Raw genomic sequence first — 18,448 nt, forward strand, 5'->3', positions numbered from 1 at the left:
GGGACACACGCCGCTCATGGACCAAGCGATTGCGAAAGCCGACGCACTCATCGAAGCGATGGGTTGGATCCGCCGATTTCGAGGCAAAACGACCGTCATCAAACTCGGCGGCAGTTTGCTCGAAGACCGGGAAGCACTCCAGCACTTGCTGCTGGATGTGATCTTCATGGAAACAGTCGGCCTGCGTCCGGTCGTGGTGCACGGCGGAGGCAAAGCGATCACCGAGGCGATGGCCAAAGCGGGCATCGAAGCTCACTTCATTCGTGGCCGCCGTGTCACAGATGAGAAGTCGCTAGAAGTTGTCGAGCAAGTTCTCGCAGGAGAACTGAACGTCGAATTGACCGAGATGATGGAACGCTTTGGCGGCCGTGCTGTCAATTTGTCGCCCCGAACGACTTGCGTGCTGAAGGGCAAGAAGCTGATCGATCCCGAAGGCGATGACCTCGGCTTCGTCGGTGAAGTGACCGAAGTCGACCGCGACGTGATCGAAAGTTTGGCTTACACCGACCAAGTCGCCGTGATCCCTTCGTTGTGCACCGACGACAAAGGTCAACTCTACAACGTCAATGCGGACACCGCCGCGATGGCGGTCGCTCAGTCGTTGGGAGCTGATAAACTCGTGTTTCTGTCGGATGTCAACGGCGTGCGTCGCGATCCGGAAGATCCCCAAACAATCATTCCGGCTTTGTCCGCCGACGAAGCTCGCCAGTTGATCGCCGATGGCGTGATCAAGTCCGGCATGATTCCGAAGGTCGAAGCTTGCTTGGAAACGCTGGGTCGCGGCGTCCAGAAAGTTCACATCATCGACGGACGTTTGCGACATTCGTTGCTGCTCGAGATTTTCACGACCGACGGTGTGGGCACGGAGATCCATCCGTGAACGCGTCCGGCAGCGGCGACGGCCCGCTCGGTGACAACTGGATCAATGCGATCGCGGGACGTCTTTCGCCAACCGGTGCGAATTCGTTCCGAGACGCATTGCACCAATTCGCCGATCAACCGAAATGGCACGGCGACGCTGCGTTGCGGACAACGGTCGTTGCGCAACTGCGAACGCTGACCAACGCGGACGCGTCGACGATAGCGGACTGCGTTCCCACATCGACGCGTGACCAAGCACTGGAACATGCACTTGTCGCGGCACGTCGGCATTATCAATCACAAAATGCAGCGGACGAATCGGCGGGTGACGCTGCTTTGCCGCCGAAGTGTCTTTGCCTCGTTGGCAGCGATCACGGACGCGGAATCGTCGCGAGAATGGCGAGCGGCAAACCATCGTTGCGAGGCAATGAGTGGCCGCTGCTGCCCGGCTTTGTTCACGCTCCTGCCGATCGCTTCGTCGAGCGAATTGATTCATCCACCGCGATTGCTTTGGTGTCGCCGGTCGACTTCAGTGGTGTAGGCCAACCGTTGACCGCGGAATGGTGGGCCGCCTGCCGAGAACGTTGTGACGAAACTGGCACACGGTTGATCGTCGATCACAGTGACTTTCCCGCGGCAGGCAATGGCTACTTTTTCGCACATGAAATGGTCGCTGGAATCTCGGCCGACGCTGTCATCCTATCCGCTGGACTGAGCGGCGATCTCCCGGGCGGTCTATTGGTGCTATCGGAATCACTGGCCTCTCATTTGGATGATACAACTCAGTCCAGTGACTTGGTCGGACACCTGATTTCCTCCGCCCTGTCGACGCTGATCGAAACTGACGCTCTAGCAATAGAAGCAGACGCGTTCGCGATCGCCCTGGCGGAACGTATTGCCACCCGAGGATGCGTTCGCGACCTGCATGCTTGCGGCCACACTGTGATCCTGGAGTTGGACGTCGAGTCACAGGCTTGGAGCCAACAAGCCAAAACGGAACAACTCGTTGCACATCAGTGCAGCGAACATTCCGTGCTCTTTCAGCCTCCTTTGCTGATAACAGACGAACAACGATCGATCTTGATTGACCGAATCGATGCGGTCCTGGCGGGGTTGGAAGGTAATCAGGAATTAGCGCAGCCTGCGTCCGACTCGGCAACCAACGCGGATGAGGCAGAAGTTCCCAGCGACATCGCGTCCGAGAACGATGCCGATGACGCATATGACCCCGATGACGAACATGCCCCCGATGAAACAGACGAAGAATCCGACGTCGACGAACCAGAAGCGGAAGATGCATTCGAAGAGGACGAACTCGACGAATCAGCCGATGACGACTTAGAAGATGAAGACGAGATTGACGACGAGGATGAAGGCGGCGGCGAGGACGACGAAGACCAAACCGAACAAGATGAAACTGAACTGGAAATCAACGAACTGGACGAGTTCGAATCCAACGAGGAAACGGAGAAACTTTGATGCGACACTTGCTCACGCTCTTTGATCTGACCCCGCACGAGTTGCATCAGATTCTGGCAACCGCACAAACACTCAAAGCCAAATTGAAACAGGGCGAACGGCCCGCAATCTTGGAACGCTACACGCTGGCGTTGTTGTTTGAAAAACCAAGTTTGCGAACCCGAGTCAGCTTTGAAACAGGCATGAACCACCTCGGTGGCAGCAGCCTTTTCTTGGGTGACGATGTCGGCTGGGGAAAACGCGAATCACCGTCGGACTTCACACGTGTGCTCGGTCAATTCGTCGATGCGGTAGCGTGTCGTGCGAAATCGCATCAGCGTGTTGAACAACTCGCGGAATACAATGCCGTTCCGATCATCAACAGCCTCACCGATCTTTGCCACCCCTGCCAAGCGATCGCGGATGTGCTGACGCTGCTGGAAAACTTTGGCGAAGTCAAAGGTCGCCATATGGTCTTCGTCGGTGATGGCAACAACGTTTCACGTTCACTCGCACTCGCTTGTGCGATGCTGGATATCCAGTTCACGCTTGCTCGCCCGGACGGCTACGAACTCGACCAACCATGGCTCGATCGTATCACCGAGAAATTTCCCAACGCGAAAATGAATCAAACGGCCGATCCGATCGCCGCGGTCCAAACTGCTGATGCGATCTACACCGACGTGTGGACCAGCATGGGACAGGAAGCGGAGTCGATCGCTCGACGCGCCGCTTTCAAAGATTTCCAAGTCAATGAACAGTTGCTCGAAGCGGCCCCGAAGACCGCTCGCGTACTGCATTGCTTGCCCGCCGTGCGAGGCGAGGAGATCACCGACGCTGTCATGGATGGTCCACAGAGCGACGTGATCGAGCAGGCAGGCAATCGAATGCACGCCCAAAAAGCTCTGATGATTCAGCTTCTGCGCCCCGAATGGATCACAGAAAACATCAGCGTCTGATCAACCAGGATGCTGCTCAACAAGCATCCCATGATTCAGCGTTTTGCGAATTGCAAATCGGTCGACACGAACGGGTTGGTTTGAACCTGACCGGGAGTGAAATCGGCCGAACCGGAAACCAACGTGGCGGCGACGTTCGAATCGGTTTCCGCTTCGCTCGACTGGGTTGCGACCGTTTTGGCCTTCGTCACCAAGTGTGGCGAAGACTCACCTGCCTTGCAGATGTACGGATTCGAGACAGGACCGACATACCCGCGTCGCTGGTTCATCGGCGCCGCTTGGCTGCGATAACCCGCTCCGGGACTGACAACCGGTGGCGAAGCAAACGGGCTGACACCATACGGTCGGTAGTGACGCGTGCCGTAGTAAACCGGTGGATTGGTCGCGAAATACGGCGGGTTCGGAATGCTGGATCGATACACCGATCCATAGGGCTGGTAGAAACCGTAAGGTTGGAACCCAAACGCGTAAGGCGATTGCGCAGAGGCTTCTTCGCAGCAGGCCACGCATCCAGCGAGAACGGCCAAACCCAAGAAAAGGCGTTGGATCGATCGCTTCAAGCGACTCGAACCTCGCGAAAAGGCAGATTTTTGAGACAACATAGCTGGCTCGCTTTCTCTCATTGAATGAGGTGTGATTGGATCATTTGGCAAATGTCGATCGTGAACACCCCCGTGCATGTTCCACCGTAGTCACCCGGCCAACCGTTGCAATCCAAACAACCAACCCGCAGCCGAATAATTCCTTGAATCCAAAGAGGAATTTTCCCGCACGACGTCGTTTCATCACTTTGTGAGATAAACGTTCACTAAGTTGTCTTCATCCGATTCCAAATCACGCCGAGCTCGCCCATGAAAATGAAAATCGCCTGCGTGATCCATTCGCTCGATGGGGGTGGTGCCGAACGAGTGATGGCCGGCCTCGCCTCGCGTCTGGCAAACCGCGCCCACTCCGTCACGCTGATCACCCTGGACGACGGAAGCCACGATCGTCACGAGGTCGACTCAAGCGTTTCGCGGCAAGCCATCGACGTCCTGTCGACGCCTCATCGGACAGTCTCCCTTTGGACCCGAATTCGACACCTGAGGTCAGCGATCAGCTCTGGCAACTTCGACATTGTCCTTTCGTTTTGCGATGCCACCAACTGGCTGACGTTGCTCGCCACCCGTGGACTCGGTGTTCCAGTCGTCGTCAGCGAACGAAGCGACCCCAAGCATCAATCACTCGGCCGCACTCGAGAACTCCTCCGGCGACACCTGTACCCGAAGGCTTACCAAGTCGTATGCCTGAGCGGAGACGTTGCGGGCACACTGCAGGCTCGCACTCGTTGTCACACGCTCGTCATTCCGTCGGCTGTTGAAGCCCCATCGCAGGATGAACTCGTGCGAACGGGAACGACCGACATAGCAGACACGAAAGCCGAACTTGATGCCGAACAACGGACGCAGCAACTCGTGGCCGTCGGCAGGCTCGAACATGAAAAGGGATTTGACCGACTGATTCGCTGCCTTGCCGACTTACCAGACGCTGCACCGGAATGGGAACTCACGATTCACGGCGAAGGCAGCCAGCGAAATTCGCTCGAGTCACTCGCTCGCGAACTCAAGATCGAATCACGAGTCCACTTCCCTGGCTGGACTCGTCCGATCTGGCCCGCCTATCAATCCGCGGATTGGTTTGTGCTGCCCAGTCGCTATGAAGGGTTCCCTTCCGCGTTGCTTGAGGCGATGGCTTGCTCCACCGCTGTCTTGACCGTCGACGCGGGTGGAGCGGTCCGAGATGTGATCGATCACGGACGCAACGGTTGGTTGGTCGCCAACGAAAACGCAGCACTTCGTGACGGCCTTCATCATTGCCTGACGTCGCCCGATCTTCGTCGGCGTCTCGAGACTCATGCAGCAGAGGTCACGGAACGATTCGGGTGGTCCGCGATGGTCGATGCCTATGAAGCGTGCTTGCAAAACGCTTGCGAGCGTCAACCACGAGGCTGAATGGCGGACGTGACTTGACCACAGGAATCAGGCTCGCGACAGCGCCGTCGATTCGACTCGCGTTTTGCACCGGTTCGCTTGTTCGGGTTTGTGAATTCACCGCGAAAAGTGCGCGTCTGGCCCGCCTGCATCGCACTCGCCTATCCCTCTTTGCCGACGGGTATGGCACAATGTGGACGCTGATCTTCTCATTCGAAATGGAGTTATTCAGATGAGCGAACCATCTGATGCGTTGGAACTGAAACCCATCGCGGGCGTTGTCCAGGATCCCAACGAAGTCCCCGTCGTCGTGCACAGCGACGTCAAAGGCTCAATCGAGGACATGACGTTTCTGCAGAAGTCATTGCTTTTCGCAGAATTGGCAATGATCGCTTACAACGATGAGCGAGAAGCCACCGTCGCGGCCGCCATGGTTGGTTTCCCCGACGTCACGTTTTTTGACCACGATGGTTCACAAGCCTATCGCTTTCGCAACGATCACGATTGTGTGATCGCCTGTCGCGGAACCGAACCCAACGAATGGAACGATATCCGAGCGGATGCCAACGCTGCATCGGTCTTGGCTGAAACAGCCGGGAAGGTTCACCGAGGCTTCAAGACCGAGGTCGACGACCTTTGGCCGATGTTGGAAACCGCGTTGGTCGGAAACGAGCAACCCGTTTGGTTTTGCGGTCATTCACTCGGTGGTGCGATGGCCACCATCTGTGCCGGTCGGTGCTATCTGTCTCATATCAAGTCGGTGCCGCGAGGACTATTTTCTTATGGCAGCCCGCGAGTCGGCGACAAACGCTATATCAATTACGTCGAACTGCCGCATTACCGTTACGTCAACAACAACGACGTTGTCACTCGAGTCCCACCCGCCTGGATGGGTTATCGGCACTGCGGCACCGAAGTCTATATCAACCGCAATGGACGAATTGGCCATCTCGGACTGATCCGAAAACGTCGCGACCGCTGGCACGGCTTCTTGCGTGGGCTGAGGCGTTTCAGGGTGGATCATTTCAGCGACCACCCGCTGCACAATTACATCGATCCCATCTTGGAAGCCGTTCGAAAAGAACACGATGCAATGGGGCGTGGCGAAAGCGCCGTCGATGCTTCAGACTTGACGAAACAAGCTCCCAAAACCGAAGCCCCCTGACGGACACTCCATGAATTCGCCTTCGCCGAATCCATCCGAAGATCGCCCCTCGCAAGCATCCGCTTCCGACCGCTTCGCACGTGAACCGGAAGTCGTCCAAATTGGCGGCGTCGAACTCAAACTCGCCCATCCCTACGACGCCGCGAGTGACTGGATTGGCCAAAACGAATTGCTGATGCAATTGTTGGCTTGCTGGTTGACCGTCGATGAATCGGATCTCCCGCTCACTCCTCGTTTGATCGGTTCGCCGGGAGTTGGCAAGACTCAACTCGCCATCGCGGCGACCAAACGCCAGGGCTTGCCGCTCTACATCTACCAGTGCACCGCCGACACCCGTCCCGAAGACCTGCTGATCACTCCCGTGCTCAGCCGCGGTGGCGAGATCGCTTACCACGCCTCGCCGTTGGTCAGTGCCATGATCACCGGCGGCGTTTGCATCTTGGATGAAGGCAACCGGATGAACGAAAAGTCGTGGGCATCGCTTGCTCCGCTCTTCGACAGTCGCCGCTATGTCGAATCCATTGTTGCCGGCATCACGATCCCAGCCTCGGCCGAATTCCGATCAGCCGTGACGATGAACCAAGACGAGTCGACGTTTGAAATTCCCGACTACATCCTCAGTCGTCTGCAACCAACCCTGCAGGTTGGTTTTCCCAACAAACAAGACGAGATGGCGATCCTGCAGTACCACCTGCCGTTCGCCGAACCAGAAATGCTCGCTCTGACGGTCGACTTCTTGCAACGATCGCACGAACTGAAACTCGATTTTTCACCTCGTGACGGTATCAACCTGCTGCGGTTTGCGATCAAACGGATGAAGCAAAATCCTTCGCACCCGGTCGCTCACGATGTCGCTTGGCAAGAAGCTCTCGAAAAGTGCCTCGGCGACGAAGCAGTCGATCTGGAATCACTCGCAGAACGCCGCAAACGCACGCTCGGTGGCGATGCCGTTCCACTGGGTCTGGCGGATCTGTTCTTTGATGCCGACGATCCGTTGCATCCCGACCGAGAAGATGAGGACGACGACGATCTCATTTAGACGGCTTGCTAAACATTGCCCCGGACGGGGCCGTCGTCATTAGCTCGGCGCGGAAGCCCCGAGAACCATGCCCAAACACAAACGGTCGCCCCGGAGGGGCCGTCGTGCAGGTGCGGTGGGGAATTGCAAAGTGCAAATTTCTCAATGCAAATTGCAAAGTGATTCAGGTCTACCAAGCCGCGAGATTTCCACCGATCCACAATTGCCAATTTGCAATGTCCATTTCGCAATTTGCAATCACCCCGTCCGCCATTTCCCACCTGGACCCAAGCCCCGGTTACGAATCGACGCCAAACGACTATCTTGTGGTGTCTTCTTGGCATCTCCTTTTTGGCTCGTTCTTTCGTCGGTATTTGGTCCTATGTCGCAAAATGCGGATTCCGTCTCGCCCATTCGCCTGGCTGTTGGTGGCGACCATGCCGGTTTCGCTCTGAAACAGCTCGTTGTCGAGCGTTTTGGATCTCAGGTCAGCAGCCTGATCGATTGCGGAACCGATGACGAAACCTCCTGCGACTACCCCGATTTTGCAGTCGAAGTCGCCGAGCGAATCAACAACGGCGAAGCAGACCGCGGTCTTTTGATTTGCGGCAGTGGCGTCGGTGTCAGTGTCGCGGCGAACAAGATCACCGGCATCCGCGCCGCGATTTGTCACGACACCTATTCCGCACGCCAAGGCGTCGAGCACGACGATATGAACGTGCTGTGCATTGGCGGCCGTATCATCGGAAGTGAACTGGCGTTCGAGATCATCTCGTCGTTCTTGGGAGCCAACTACACTCCCGAAGAACGCCACCAACGTCGGCTCGACAAAATCCTGGCTCTTGAGTGCGACTGAGACGGGCACGCCGAAACTGACCTGCATCCCTGCAGGTCACGCCGATCGAGGGTGAGCCTTCTCGTAGACTTGACGCAGATTCGCTGCACTGACGTGCGTGTAGATCTGGGTCGTTGTCAGTGACTTGTGCCCCAGCAGTTCTTGCACGCTACGAATGTCCGCGCCACGGTCCAGCAAGTGAGTTGCGAACGAATGCCGCAAAGTGTGCGGGCTCGTCCGAGCGTCCAACTCTGCTTTCGCGATGTACTTCTCCAGCATCCGACCAACGCTGCGAGTCGTCAGGATGTTGCCAAATCGATTGACAAAAATGGGTGCTGCGCGGCCAAGCTTTTCTGACTCGGGCGATCGACTGCGACGACCGGCGTAAGCTTGGATAGCTTTGATCGCATAGGAACCCAGCGGGCTGATCCGTTCCTTGCGTCCCTTCCCGCGAACCCGTGTGATGCCTTGCGAGAAATCCAGGTCACCATCTCGCAAACCGACCAACTCGCTGACACGCAGCCCTGACGAGTACATCGTTTCCAAGATCGCTCGGTCACGAAGTCCCGATTCGCTGATCGCGGGCGGAGCCACCAACAGCCGCCCGACTTCATCGCTGGTCAGAACATGAGGCAACTTGCGGTTGCTTCGTGGATTCCGCAGTGGCTTGGCCGGATTGCTGCTCGCCATTCCTTCTCGCATCGCGAACTTAAAAAAGCTCCGAAGCGAAGCCAATTTTCGCGAGATCGTGCTGCGAGCGTAGCCGGCTTGCTGAAGTGCCGCTTGGAACTGACGTAACTGCTGCGGCGTCAGCGAATCCAGTTGAATTCGTCCCGCTTCCGTCTGCCCAATCCATTCCGCGAAAGCGAACAAGTCTTCCCGATACGCTTTGATCGTCAGTTCAGACGCATTGCGTTCGGTCGCCATGTGCTGCAGAAATTGGGTGATGGCCGTTCGCAAAACCGATGCTCACTGCTGGCGGAAAGAATCAAACAAAGTCATCAATGGAAAGCGAATCAAATTCGGAGCTGGCCGACACTTCGTCGTCCACCACAACCGTGTCGCGAATCTTGCGAGACAGCATCGCGGCGTCATACCACGAGAAGTCCAACTCAGGGTTGGCAGCAAAACGAGCCAACTGACGCAGGGTCTCGTCGCGGTTCTCGTCGTCGAACAAGAAGATGAAACGTTCTTCGCCTTTGACCAAGGCTAACACGTTGACTTCCTTTTCCATCGTTTGATCGTCCTGAGTGCGAATGTCGCGGGACCGGAGAAACTTCCGCTGGGAGTTTCCCGCGATGCTGCTCAGTATCGGCTCACAGGCCATCGAAGTATGAGGTCGCTTTGGTCACGACCACCACGCGACTCCAACATTTCGACGATGTGCAAGTGACAACAGAAACGAATGAAATCATCGCTACGTTTGATATAACCCTGCCAAGCCATCCCACGTGCATCATCCCCCGTCTCAACGTAGTCTGCCAAACGCTGGGTGAAGTATGGGTCGTCACCGCGATACAACCGCGTGTGCGAAATCACGGGATCGTGCTGAACGATCATGGCCGGAGGTGCCATCGCTGGTGGATCAGGAATCAAATCCGTCGGATCAGGCCATGCCGGGGGCAGAGGAGCGACGCTGGCAAAGGGCTCGGATCCGCACACTTCTTCGAACATCATGCCGTTGGCATCCACGACGTTTCCATCAACGATCACGTCGCCTTCCCAACCTGAGCCCTCTTCCCAAACGACGTCTCCATCATGGATCGATGGAGCCATGATGGGACTGACCACCTGATGCTGAGCCACTTCGGCTTGATACGAATGATGGTCAACCAAACGAACGACTCCCGCGGCGACCTTCTCACTCGCTGGCTTCTCTTCATCGAAAGGGTCTGTTTCTTCTCGCAGTGGATTGGCACCAGCGAACTCGGGATCGGGCGTGGTGACTTCTTCCGTCGCCTGCTCGACCGGTGAAGCTTCAGGCGAACGTTGCGGCGTTTGTGTTTTTAGCTGGCTGCGAGCCAATTCGAATTCCGCTTCGCGAACGATCCGGGCCGGGATCTTTTCCTCCGCCTCCGTTCCCCAGGGCAAACCATAGCCGGGAGGAATCGCGTGAAACCCTTCGTTGGCAGCGTACCAGTGAACGGTCATCCCCATTCGCGGTGGGTAGTAAGCTTCGAAATCAGTGACCGAGCCGACCACGATCGCTTCGACATCCATCATTTGGGCGAGACGCTGAAAGTCCGCCCCAACACGAGGTTCACCGTACTGCATCGAGTAAGCCCGATACTGAGTCGAGGTGACGCCCACCGGCAACACTTCAAACCCGGGAATCGCCTGCAGTGCGGCGTAATACGACCGGGCGACCGCCTCGCCATCCACGTTGGGCTGGTGGCTTTGGTTGTAGAAAGGCAGCACCGCAACCCGCTTCATCTGCGGGAAGGGATTGTGCAGCGTGTCTCGCTGACGCGTTTCCGGAACCAGCGTGCAGCCACTCAACAGCGAAACGCTCAGACACACCCACACCATCGTGGTGCGAGTCCAAGCGGACGCGAGCAAGAATGTCATTTGGCGAGCCATGTGTTTCACGATCGACCCCTCGGTCATCGCGCAATGTCTCCACCCCCACAACCCTCATCGGCCCACCGCCCCCGGATTCTTCACCCCAATCCGAAGAATTTCGCTCTTTCTCCTGAAACGAATTGTCGGGCACGTCGCTCCGCCACGCCAGCTCCGAACCAGGAAGCGGCGGCATCCGGCGAGGCCAACATCGACACCTCAAAAAAGGCCGCACTGCTCACGCTCCCGAGTCGCTTCTCGTCTGGGCGAAGTCGCGGCGGCCTGCTAAAATCCCCGTTCCGGATGGGTGGCCGAGTGGACGAAGGCTCTAGTCTTGAAAACTGAAAGCAGCCTCCCACGCTACCCCGCAAAACGCACGTTTCCCTATAAAAGAAACACCACTTTCGCTTTTGCGTGAAACCCCGTTTGGTCGCGTTAATCCCTCAAAAAAAGGGTATACCCTTTTTGGGACTGGTCGCTCACGAGCCACCACCCAACGCCTCCACCAGCTCCGCACGCTTCCGATCAAACGCTCTGGTCCCACGGTTGCCCGATGGGATCCGCTGGAACAATCCGCGATTTTGCGTGCGGGCATGGGTCTGATTTCCCGCGTCTTTCGTTTGGCGTCCTGTGCGACCCACTGACGCACGTTCTCGGTTCTGTGGCTCATCAATCACGCTCGGTGCTGAACCGCTGCGAGCGTTGACGCTGTGAGACGGTTTTTCGCTCCGCTCTCGATCAAGCTCATCCAAACGCACCGCGGCGGCTCGCTCCGCATCGGTGGCGAAACGATCCAGGTCAACCGCGGTCAATTTGCGGAACGTCAGCCCCTCGATGATGAACTCGGCAACGCCACGGGACTGCCCATCGCGCCGGACGGAATCGCGGATCTCGTTGGCTTCACGCTTGGCGGGTCCATCGATTCGAGCGGCGGCCCGCTGGGCGGCTTCGTGCTCATCGAACGGCGGCGGCGTCTTGCCGGTTAGCCAATTGGCAAGCTGCCCCGGTTCCCATCGCTGGGGATCCCGATTGCCTCCGGCCTCGATGAACAATTCACGAATGAACTCGATCGACCAACCTCGATGGGTTGCGACCGCAACGGCAACCGCGGCTGACTTTAAGCCCCATCGATAAAGCTCGCCCACCAACACCACCTCCGCTTCGTTGTCAGGGCGATTGGTGGGGGCGTTTGAAGTTGCGATTGATGGGGCGTTTTGCAGCCGCTGTGCGGGCCTCTGAGACACGCTGGGCGGCTCACTGGAAACACGCAGGGCGGGTGACTGATCCACGCTGTGCGGGGAACGTGACACGCTGGGCGGGTCTCGGTGGTTGGCGGTCTCAATCAAGTCCTCAACTTGATGACTTGATCCAACCAACCGAAACACGGAACCCCAAACCACCCTATGCCGGTTCGGTGCCATCCGATGCGGACGGTCAGCCGTGATCAAGTCTTGGGCAATCAGCGCGGCGATGGCCAAGCCGATCGCGGTGGTTCCGCATCCGACCTCATCGGCCAACGTGGACTGAGACGCGAAGCAATCGCCCCGGCCTTGGTGATCATCGATTGCACGCAGGGTCGCTTTCTGGATCGCTCCCGACACCTTGCGGCCTTTGTGCTTGAACGTGTCCAGCTTGATCTTCCGCAACGCTGCGAGCTGTTCGCCTCTGGTTTGCTGTTCAATCATTCTTCCACCCTCGCAATCACGGGGCGGTCGAACACGTAGTCGCGGACCAATTCGAAAGACTTCGTGCGGACGTTTTCTGCGTCATCGAAGAACGTCAGCTCAAACGCCAGCACGCCCGAAAGCATCGCGGCATAGATTCGACGGTGGAACGTCCTTTGTGGGTCCATTGTCGAACACGGCCCCCACACGGGAACCACTGCGGACAATTGGCAAAGCTGTTCCGTCTGGCGAGCCAATCGGCCCGACACCATGCAACCTTGCCGGGTGTCTGCATGCACGATCTGATTCCGAAGCGTTCGCAGCTTGGACGCAAACGAAAGCAATCGGTCATCAATCAGGCCTTCCCGCTGTGCCGCCTTGGTTCGCGTCATGAACTTAGACGGCATTCGCTTCAAGTCGCGGCAGTACAGTTCCACCATCTCCATCAATGCTTTGTCGATGCGAGCCGCGGCCACCACCACGGTCAACCGTGAATCGCATTCCTCGAGCTCTGACAATGACTCGATGGCGTTCAACGTTGCCGCGTCGTTTTGGTTGATGTTGCCGTGGTCAATTCCATCGGCAACGCAACCGAAGTGCGAAAGCGGTGTGTAGACCTCGGACCAAACGCGCCTGGCGATTTCCTCGATGGCGTACTGCTCTCGGGTGCCGAGCTCCACTTCGATCGTGGCGAACGAAAGGTAGTCCGATTCCGATGACGCAACGAACGCCTCGTCAAGAATCGGCCCGCAAAGTTGGAAGTGAGCCCCCGAGGTGGAATCCCTCACGAACACAAACGTTTGCGTGAAAAGTGACCTGGCGAATGCGTCAACTGACTCGTGCGGGATGTTGTGAACGCAATCCAACAGAGTGCGAATCGGCCAAACCTTCTGCCGGCTCAACCAGTCGTTTAGGTGCGGGCTGACTGGGATCATGATGCACCCCCTTTGCCTTGCTGTTCCAAGAACGCTCGGAATTGATCAACCATCGAATCGGTGTCGATCTGGTTGGACTTCTGGTCAATCTGCCCAGAAGTGCGGGGTGATTCGCCGGCGACTTCGTCCGCTGTTCGTTCAGTTAAGTTGCCATCTTGGCAACTTAATTTTGTCCCCTTCTGGCCAATCCCTGGCACGATGTCGGCCGGGTGGATCTCTTTGATGACTCGGGGATCCAAATACGCCTCGGTGGTTCGCCGATCCGAATGCCCGAGCAACGCTGTGGCGTTTCCTCCGGCGGCTTCAAAGTCGCTTGCGGCGGATCGGCGGATCTTGTGGAACTTGGTCCGACGATTCGACGGCAAACCGGCATCTTCGATGCACTCCCCGAACTTCTTCCAGATGAATGTTCTCGCGTATGGCCATTCAAAGATTCGCCCGGTCTTCTGGTACTGGCGGATGGCCTCGATTCGCTTCACGGTCTCCGGGCGAAGCTTGAACCCCTTGTCCGATTTTCCCCCTTTCCGGTGTTCGCCGCGGACGATCAACCAACCGCCTTCGCCGATGTCATCGAACGTCAGTTCCAACACGGCCCCGATTCGTTCCCCGGTGTCGTAGATAATGCTCACCAGGGCAGGCCAGAAACTTGATGCAGGCACTTTGCCAATGTTGCCGCGGTCGGCCTCGCAAGCCTTCATCAACGCGACAAGCTGCTCGTCGCTCCACGCATCGGGAACACGCTTCGGGCAGTTGATTGGTGAGATGTCGGGGAAGTCAGGCAACCAACCGCGGCGGGCTGCAAAGTTCCAAAACGCAGTCAGCTCGGTGCGTTCTTTCTCGATGGTGTGCGGGCTCAACTGGGTGTTTTCAATCAACCATTGCAGGTAGCCGGAAACCGTCTTGGTGTTCAGGTCGCCGACAACTGGTTCCCTTCCGAGCCACTTGGTGAAAGATCGGATAGTGTTGCGGTACAGGCGGATGGTGTTGGGGCTTTTGCCAACCAGTCTCGCCGGGATGTACTCATCATCAAGAAACGCGTTCAGTGTGAGGCTCTGTTCTGTGGAACGGTCGCACTTCTTGACCGGCAACGCATCGGGCATCGCTACGTTCTGCCGGTTCTGAGTCCAATCAGTTTTTGTACCGGCGCGAACTTGCGAAAAGTCGTGCTGCTCGGCCCATCCGAGCACAAACGCGACTTGGTTCCTGTCTTTGAACCATTCAAACCAAAGCCCAACGGTATGACCTCGAGCGTTTTGACGTTTCAACCGCATGATGATCATCACGGCCACCTCGGGGGAGATGTCGGACAGCGTCATGGGCCTCTGAACGATTTCCAAGAACATCTCCTCAATCCTTAAGCCAAGGCGTTTGTTCCCACCGCCTCGCTTCTTGCGGTAGCTCAACTGGCCTTGCTCATCCATGCTGAACGAGTCGAGATTCCGAAGCGTCGGTTCTATTGTTTTCGGGTCGATGTTCATTCCGTCACCTCGCTGCTTGTCTTGGCTGTGGACTTGAACCACTCAACGACTTGATCCTCGTGGAACCATCGCCCTGTTGGCGTTATCCGCCCTGGGAACTTGGTCCGGAACTCTCGCTCCCATGTAGACCACGAATAGCCGAACGAATCACAAACAACGTTCTCGTGGACAAACCCCATGCGAACCATCTGCGGGTTGGGTTCTGGGGTGGGGTACTTCTTGGCCATTGGAAAAGCCTTTCGCAAACTCGACGTTTGCTAAATGACCAAGGCCAGCATCCCGGTTAACAAGCACGGGTATCACACCGCGCCGAACTTCTCGTCACTCCCTGCCTGCGCAGATCAACGCTTCGATTGTTCCCGAAATACTGGCCTTGGTCATTCTCTTGAATTGAGACGTGATACTTGCAACTGGTCACCGCGGCTTTTTAGAGAACCACCGCGGTCAAGTCGTTTTCGCTGTTACCCTCAAACGACGACAACACTTTGCCGAATCTGGTTTGCCGTGTCAAGCGAATTCCAAAATTCATCCCAACGCCAACGGTTCCATCTCGAACGGGACCGCCTCGCCACGGCGTGATGTGTCTTCAACCACCACGGTCCCTTCGTTCTTGGTCAGTCGGGTTTCGAGCTTTGCCAGTGCATCGCGGCGAATCTGTTCGGGATCGCAATCGAATACTTTCGGCCGGCATCGTCGGCGTTTGATGTGATCATCGTCGGACCAAGTCGATTGGATCCACGCACACGCCGCGGCGATTTCCTCGGGGCTTGGGTTGTAGATGGCGGTCTCGTCTGAATCGTTCAACAGTCATCCTCTACTTCGGATTCAGACAAGTGGATCGCGGCCATCGATGTGAAGATCCGAGCCAACGCCCGCGCGTACTGCTCTCCCTCCTCATGAAGTCTGACGATTCGCTCTTGGTTGTGCGGCGACATGTCGGCGATGAATTCAATCCCGGCTACCATGCCGTCGGCGATGCTCCGGCACGTGTTGGCGTTATCCTCGTACGCTTCTGCTGATTTTTCCCAGACTCCCATTATGTGATCACCTTCAATTCAAACGGTTTATTTGGATCAGGTTTCGTGATGTGTTTGGCGATGATGTCCAACGCAGCATTGGAACGTTCCAACAACGAATTGTTTTTGGCGAGCTGCTGTTTCCGCTGGTTCGCTTCCGATGCCCGAAGTTCGCTTTCGCTATTCGCGACACCGCCGGTCAGCAAGCGGCCTTGTGTCGCTTGAATCTCGATGCTCTTGGAGCGTCCGAGCTGCGAGATTGGTTGGTCTCGATCGCCGAGTTTGAAGCTGGGGAAGTTGCCTCCGATGCCTTTCATTTGGTCAGTGAAGGTTTCGTTGAATCCAGCACCCAGTTTGCTGGCCATCGCGGCAACGTCTTTTTCGATGCCACCTCCACCGCCAAGAGTGGAACCGATCAACGCTGGCAGTTCACCAACTTTGTCGGTCACCCCTTTGAGCCAGTTCTCACCGATCGACTTACCTTCGGGGTTCTCCGACTGTTTCAACAAAGCGGCTTCGCTGGCCTCTTTGGTGAGTGCGTTCAATTCCTTTTGGGCTGCAATCCTTTGTTCGCGAAGCATTTTCCCGAACTCGGGGACCTTGATGTCGAACGTTAGCGAGTCACCCGCTAGGAACTTGAATGCTTCGGCAGCGGCGGCGGCTGGATTGGTGATGATCTTCACCACCGTTTTGGCTGCCTCAAATGCTGCACCCACCCACCACACGAAGAACTTTTTGACCGTTGCGGCAAGCTTCGGCGACAGCTTCACGAATGCGTGATAGATGCCCTCTAAACCAGTTGCGACAGCAACCTTGACGCCAGCCATCCCGACGCTTGCAGCCAATCCCCAGTTACCCGCGCTGATCGCGTTCGTGATCCCTTCGAACGTTTGTTTCGCAACGCTCATCAGGCTACGCAAGATTCCTGTGGTCTCTTCCAACGCATCGGACAACAAACCGCTCTTGTAAGCCATCACGCCAAACACCACGCCCAAGCCGACGCCCGCAACGGCGATGCCGACGATGGGCGCGATGATAGGTGAAAGGGCGGCCGTGATCCCAGCCGATGCGATGCCAACAATCGTTTGCAATCCGGCAATCGTCGCTCCGGCAAACATCAGGGCACCGGATGCACCAATCGCCGCGATCCCGACGCCAGTGATGGCGAACGCCGCTGCACCCAACCCGGCAACCAGTGACGGGTTGTTCTGGATCCAGTCCGTTGAGGCGCGTGTGAATCCCACGAAGGCCTTGCCCGCCACCATCAACGGTTCTTTGATGGATTCACCAATCGCAATGGCTGCGCCCTCGAGCGACGACATGATCGTCGTGCCAAGTCCACCAAGCCCGGATTGCATGGTCGCGGCCATGGTGTCGGCGGTGACTGTGGCGTCCACCATCTTGAGCCGCATCGAGTCCACTTCGTTGCCTGCATCCGAAAGGATCAAAGCGGACTTGCCGCTGATCTTGCCGAACAACTCCATGGACAGGGCGAGCTTGTCGGGGCCCGCCATGTTCTGGGTTTGCTTGCCGAAGTCCCGCATGATGTCGAGCATTGGGCGGAACTCTCCGCTGGTGTCCTTCACCGTCACGCCCAAGGCTTCCATCTGCTTTTGAACGTCACCTTCTGCGAGACGTGACAAGACGTTCTTGATGTCGGTACCCGCCGATGACGCTTGCACGCCACTGTTCGCCAGCAAGCCCAAAGCCGCGGCGGTTTCCTCGATCGACTGGCCTGCCGTCTTTGCGATCGATGCCGATTGGTTGAACGTTTCACCCATCATCAGAATGTCAGTGTTTGCTGACGTTGCCGCGCGGGCCATCACGTCTGCAACCCGCCCGAACTCGTCAGCGGACAAGCCGAAACCGGCGGCAACATTCGATGCGATGTCGGCGGCTTCATTCAGTTCCACCCCACCAGCCGTGGCGAGCGACAGCGCGGGACCGATCGCTGACATGATTTGCTCGGTCTTGAAACCGGCTTGGGCGAGAAACTCCATCCCCGACGCTGCTTCGCTGGCCGAAAACTTGGTTGTGCTGCCAAGCTCTTTCGCCAGGTCACGCAGCCCCATCAGGCTTTCACCGGTCGCGCCGCTCTTGGCACTGACTGCGGCCATCGAATCATCGAACCGTGCAAACGTTCGGGTGGCAATCGCAAACGCACCGGTGATCGCACCGCCCGCCGCGGCAAGTCGTCTGCCTGCCGCGCCTGAGAATGACCCCATGCTTTGAAACGACGTCCCGACTTTATCCAAGCCGGTGTTCATTTTGTTGAGGTTCTTCGCGACCTTTGCGAACACCGCCGAAGCCGTGTCGGTCGCGCCGATCTTGATGTTGATGTCACGTGCCATGTCGGTTGATCATTCTTATAGAAGGATTTGAAAAGCCCGCCGGGCCAGTTTCACCCGGCGGGCCACGCCGTTTTCAGGGGACCGACCGAGGTCAGACCGATCCCCATCGACAACGCCCATCTGTTGCCCCGATGCCGGATAGCGGGGGCGATGGCGACGATTAAGCGTTTGTGAGTTGT

At 57.2% G+C, this 18,448-nt stretch carries 17 protein-coding genes; 7 read left to right on the top strand and 10 right to left on the bottom strand.

Annotation, left to right across the window (positions count from 1 at the left end):
• Positions 1-16 precede the first annotated feature (16 nt).
• The 3 genes from argB to argF are packed head-to-tail and all read left to right on the top strand — an operon-like array spanning position 17 to position 3,278.
• Positions 17-880: an acetylglutamate kinase gene (gene argB / locus CEE69_RS09520; RefSeq protein ID WP_099260426.1), complete on the top strand. Its 864-nt coding sequence runs from the start codon at positions 17-19 to the stop codon at positions 878-880.
• A complete protein-coding gene (locus CEE69_RS09525; protein WP_099260427.1) occupies positions 877-2,340 on the top strand; it encodes an aminotransferase class III-fold pyridoxal phosphate-dependent enzyme in 1,464 nt (487 codons plus the stop codon). Before argB ends, CEE69_RS09525 begins: the two co-directional genes overlap by 4 nt.
• Positions 2,340-3,278 carry an ornithine carbamoyltransferase gene (argF, locus tag CEE69_RS09530; protein WP_099260428.1) on the top strand — a complete coding sequence of 313 codons (939 nt, stop codon included), beginning with the start codon at positions 2,340-2,342 and terminating at the stop codon, positions 3,276-3,278. Before CEE69_RS09525 ends, argF begins: the two co-directional genes overlap by 1 nt.
• A gap of 35 nt (positions 3,279-3,313) precedes the next feature.
• Here the strand turns inward: argF and CEE69_RS09535 are convergent, their stop codons facing one another.
• Positions 3,314-3,880, bottom strand: coding sequence for a hypothetical protein (locus tag CEE69_RS09535; RefSeq protein ID WP_099260429.1), 567 nt, complete (start codon positions 3,878-3,880; stop codon positions 3,314-3,316).
• 249 nt (positions 3,881-4,129) lie between these two features.
• Here CEE69_RS09535 and CEE69_RS09545 point away from each other — a divergent pair, with 249 nt between their 5' ends.
• The 4 genes from CEE69_RS09545 to rpiB all read left to right on the top strand — a co-directional run bounded on the left by CEE69_RS09545 (position 4,130) and on the right by rpiB (position 8,287).
• Positions 4,130-5,269: a glycosyltransferase gene (locus CEE69_RS09545; RefSeq protein WP_099260431.1), complete on the top strand. Its 1,140-nt coding sequence runs from the start codon at positions 4,130-4,132 to the stop codon at positions 5,267-5,269.
• 211 nt (positions 5,270-5,480) lie between these two features.
• On the top strand, positions 5,481-6,413 hold the full coding sequence (locus CEE69_RS09550) for a lipase family protein (RefSeq protein WP_099260432.1): 933 nt from the start codon (positions 5,481-5,483) through the stop codon (positions 6,411-6,413).
• A 10-nt stretch (positions 6,414-6,423) separates the two neighbouring features.
• Entirely contained in the window at positions 6,424-7,452 is a 1,029-nt protein-coding gene (locus CEE69_RS09555) for an AAA family ATPase (protein WP_099260433.1), read from the top strand.
• A 361-nt stretch (positions 7,453-7,813) separates the two neighbouring features.
• Entirely contained in the window at positions 7,814-8,287 is a 474-nt protein-coding gene (gene rpiB / locus CEE69_RS09560) for a ribose 5-phosphate isomerase B (RefSeq protein ID WP_099260434.1), read from the top strand.
• 36 nt (positions 8,288-8,323) lie between these two features.
• Here the strand turns inward: rpiB and xerC are convergent, their stop codons facing one another.
• The 9 genes from xerC to CEE69_RS09605 form a co-directional block, all read right to left on the bottom strand.
• Positions 8,324-9,226, bottom strand: a complete 903-nt coding sequence (xerC, locus tag CEE69_RS09565; protein ID WP_099260435.1) for a tyrosine recombinase XerC — start codon at positions 9,224-9,226, stop codon at positions 8,324-8,326.
• A gap of 28 nt (positions 9,227-9,254) precedes the next feature.
• The gene (locus CEE69_RS09570; RefSeq protein ID WP_233215081.1) at positions 9,255-9,500 is read right to left on the bottom strand and encodes a hypothetical protein; all 246 of its coding nucleotides are present in this window, start codon (positions 9,498-9,500) and stop codon (positions 9,255-9,257) included.
• Positions 9,501-9,571: 71 nt separating this feature from the next.
• Complete coding sequence (locus tag CEE69_RS09575; protein ID WP_099260437.1) at positions 9,572-10,873, bottom strand: hypothetical protein; 1,302 nt, start codon at positions 10,871-10,873, stop codon at positions 9,572-9,574.
• A gap of 431 nt (positions 10,874-11,304) precedes the next feature.
• Positions 11,305-12,510 carry a helix-turn-helix domain-containing protein gene (locus CEE69_RS09580; RefSeq protein WP_099260438.1) on the bottom strand — a complete coding sequence of 402 codons (1,206 nt, stop codon included), beginning with the start codon at positions 12,508-12,510 and terminating at the stop codon, positions 11,305-11,307.
• Positions 12,507-13,424: a hypothetical protein gene (locus CEE69_RS09585; protein ID WP_099260439.1), complete on the bottom strand. Its 918-nt coding sequence runs from the start codon at positions 13,422-13,424 to the stop codon at positions 12,507-12,509. Before CEE69_RS09585 ends, CEE69_RS09580 begins: the two co-directional genes overlap by 4 nt.
• Positions 13,421-14,902, bottom strand: coding sequence for a tyrosine-type recombinase/integrase (locus CEE69_RS09590; protein WP_143549188.1), 1,482 nt, complete (start codon positions 14,900-14,902; stop codon positions 13,421-13,423). Before CEE69_RS09590 ends, CEE69_RS09585 begins: the two co-directional genes overlap by 4 nt.
• Positions 14,903-15,427: 525 nt before the next feature.
• A complete protein-coding gene (locus tag CEE69_RS09595) occupies positions 15,428-15,706 on the bottom strand; it encodes a hypothetical protein (RefSeq protein WP_099260441.1) in 279 nt (92 codons plus the stop codon).
• Positions 15,703-15,939 carry a hypothetical protein gene (locus tag CEE69_RS09600; RefSeq protein WP_099260442.1) on the bottom strand — a complete coding sequence of 79 codons (237 nt, stop codon included), beginning with the start codon at positions 15,937-15,939 and terminating at the stop codon, positions 15,703-15,705. The genes CEE69_RS09595 and CEE69_RS09600 overlap by 4 nt, the downstream gene beginning before the upstream one ends.
• Positions 15,939-18,269, bottom strand: coding sequence for a phage tail tape measure protein (locus tag CEE69_RS09605; RefSeq protein WP_099260443.1), 2,331 nt, complete (start codon positions 18,267-18,269; stop codon positions 15,939-15,941). The genes CEE69_RS09600 and CEE69_RS09605 overlap by 1 nt, the downstream gene beginning before the upstream one ends.
• Positions 18,270-18,448 lie beyond the last annotated feature (179 nt).

It is taken from the genome of Rhodopirellula bahusiensis (genome assembly GCF_002727185.1).
Lineage (GTDB): Bacteria > Planctomycetota > Planctomycetia > Pirellulales > Pirellulaceae > Rhodopirellula > Rhodopirellula bahusiensis.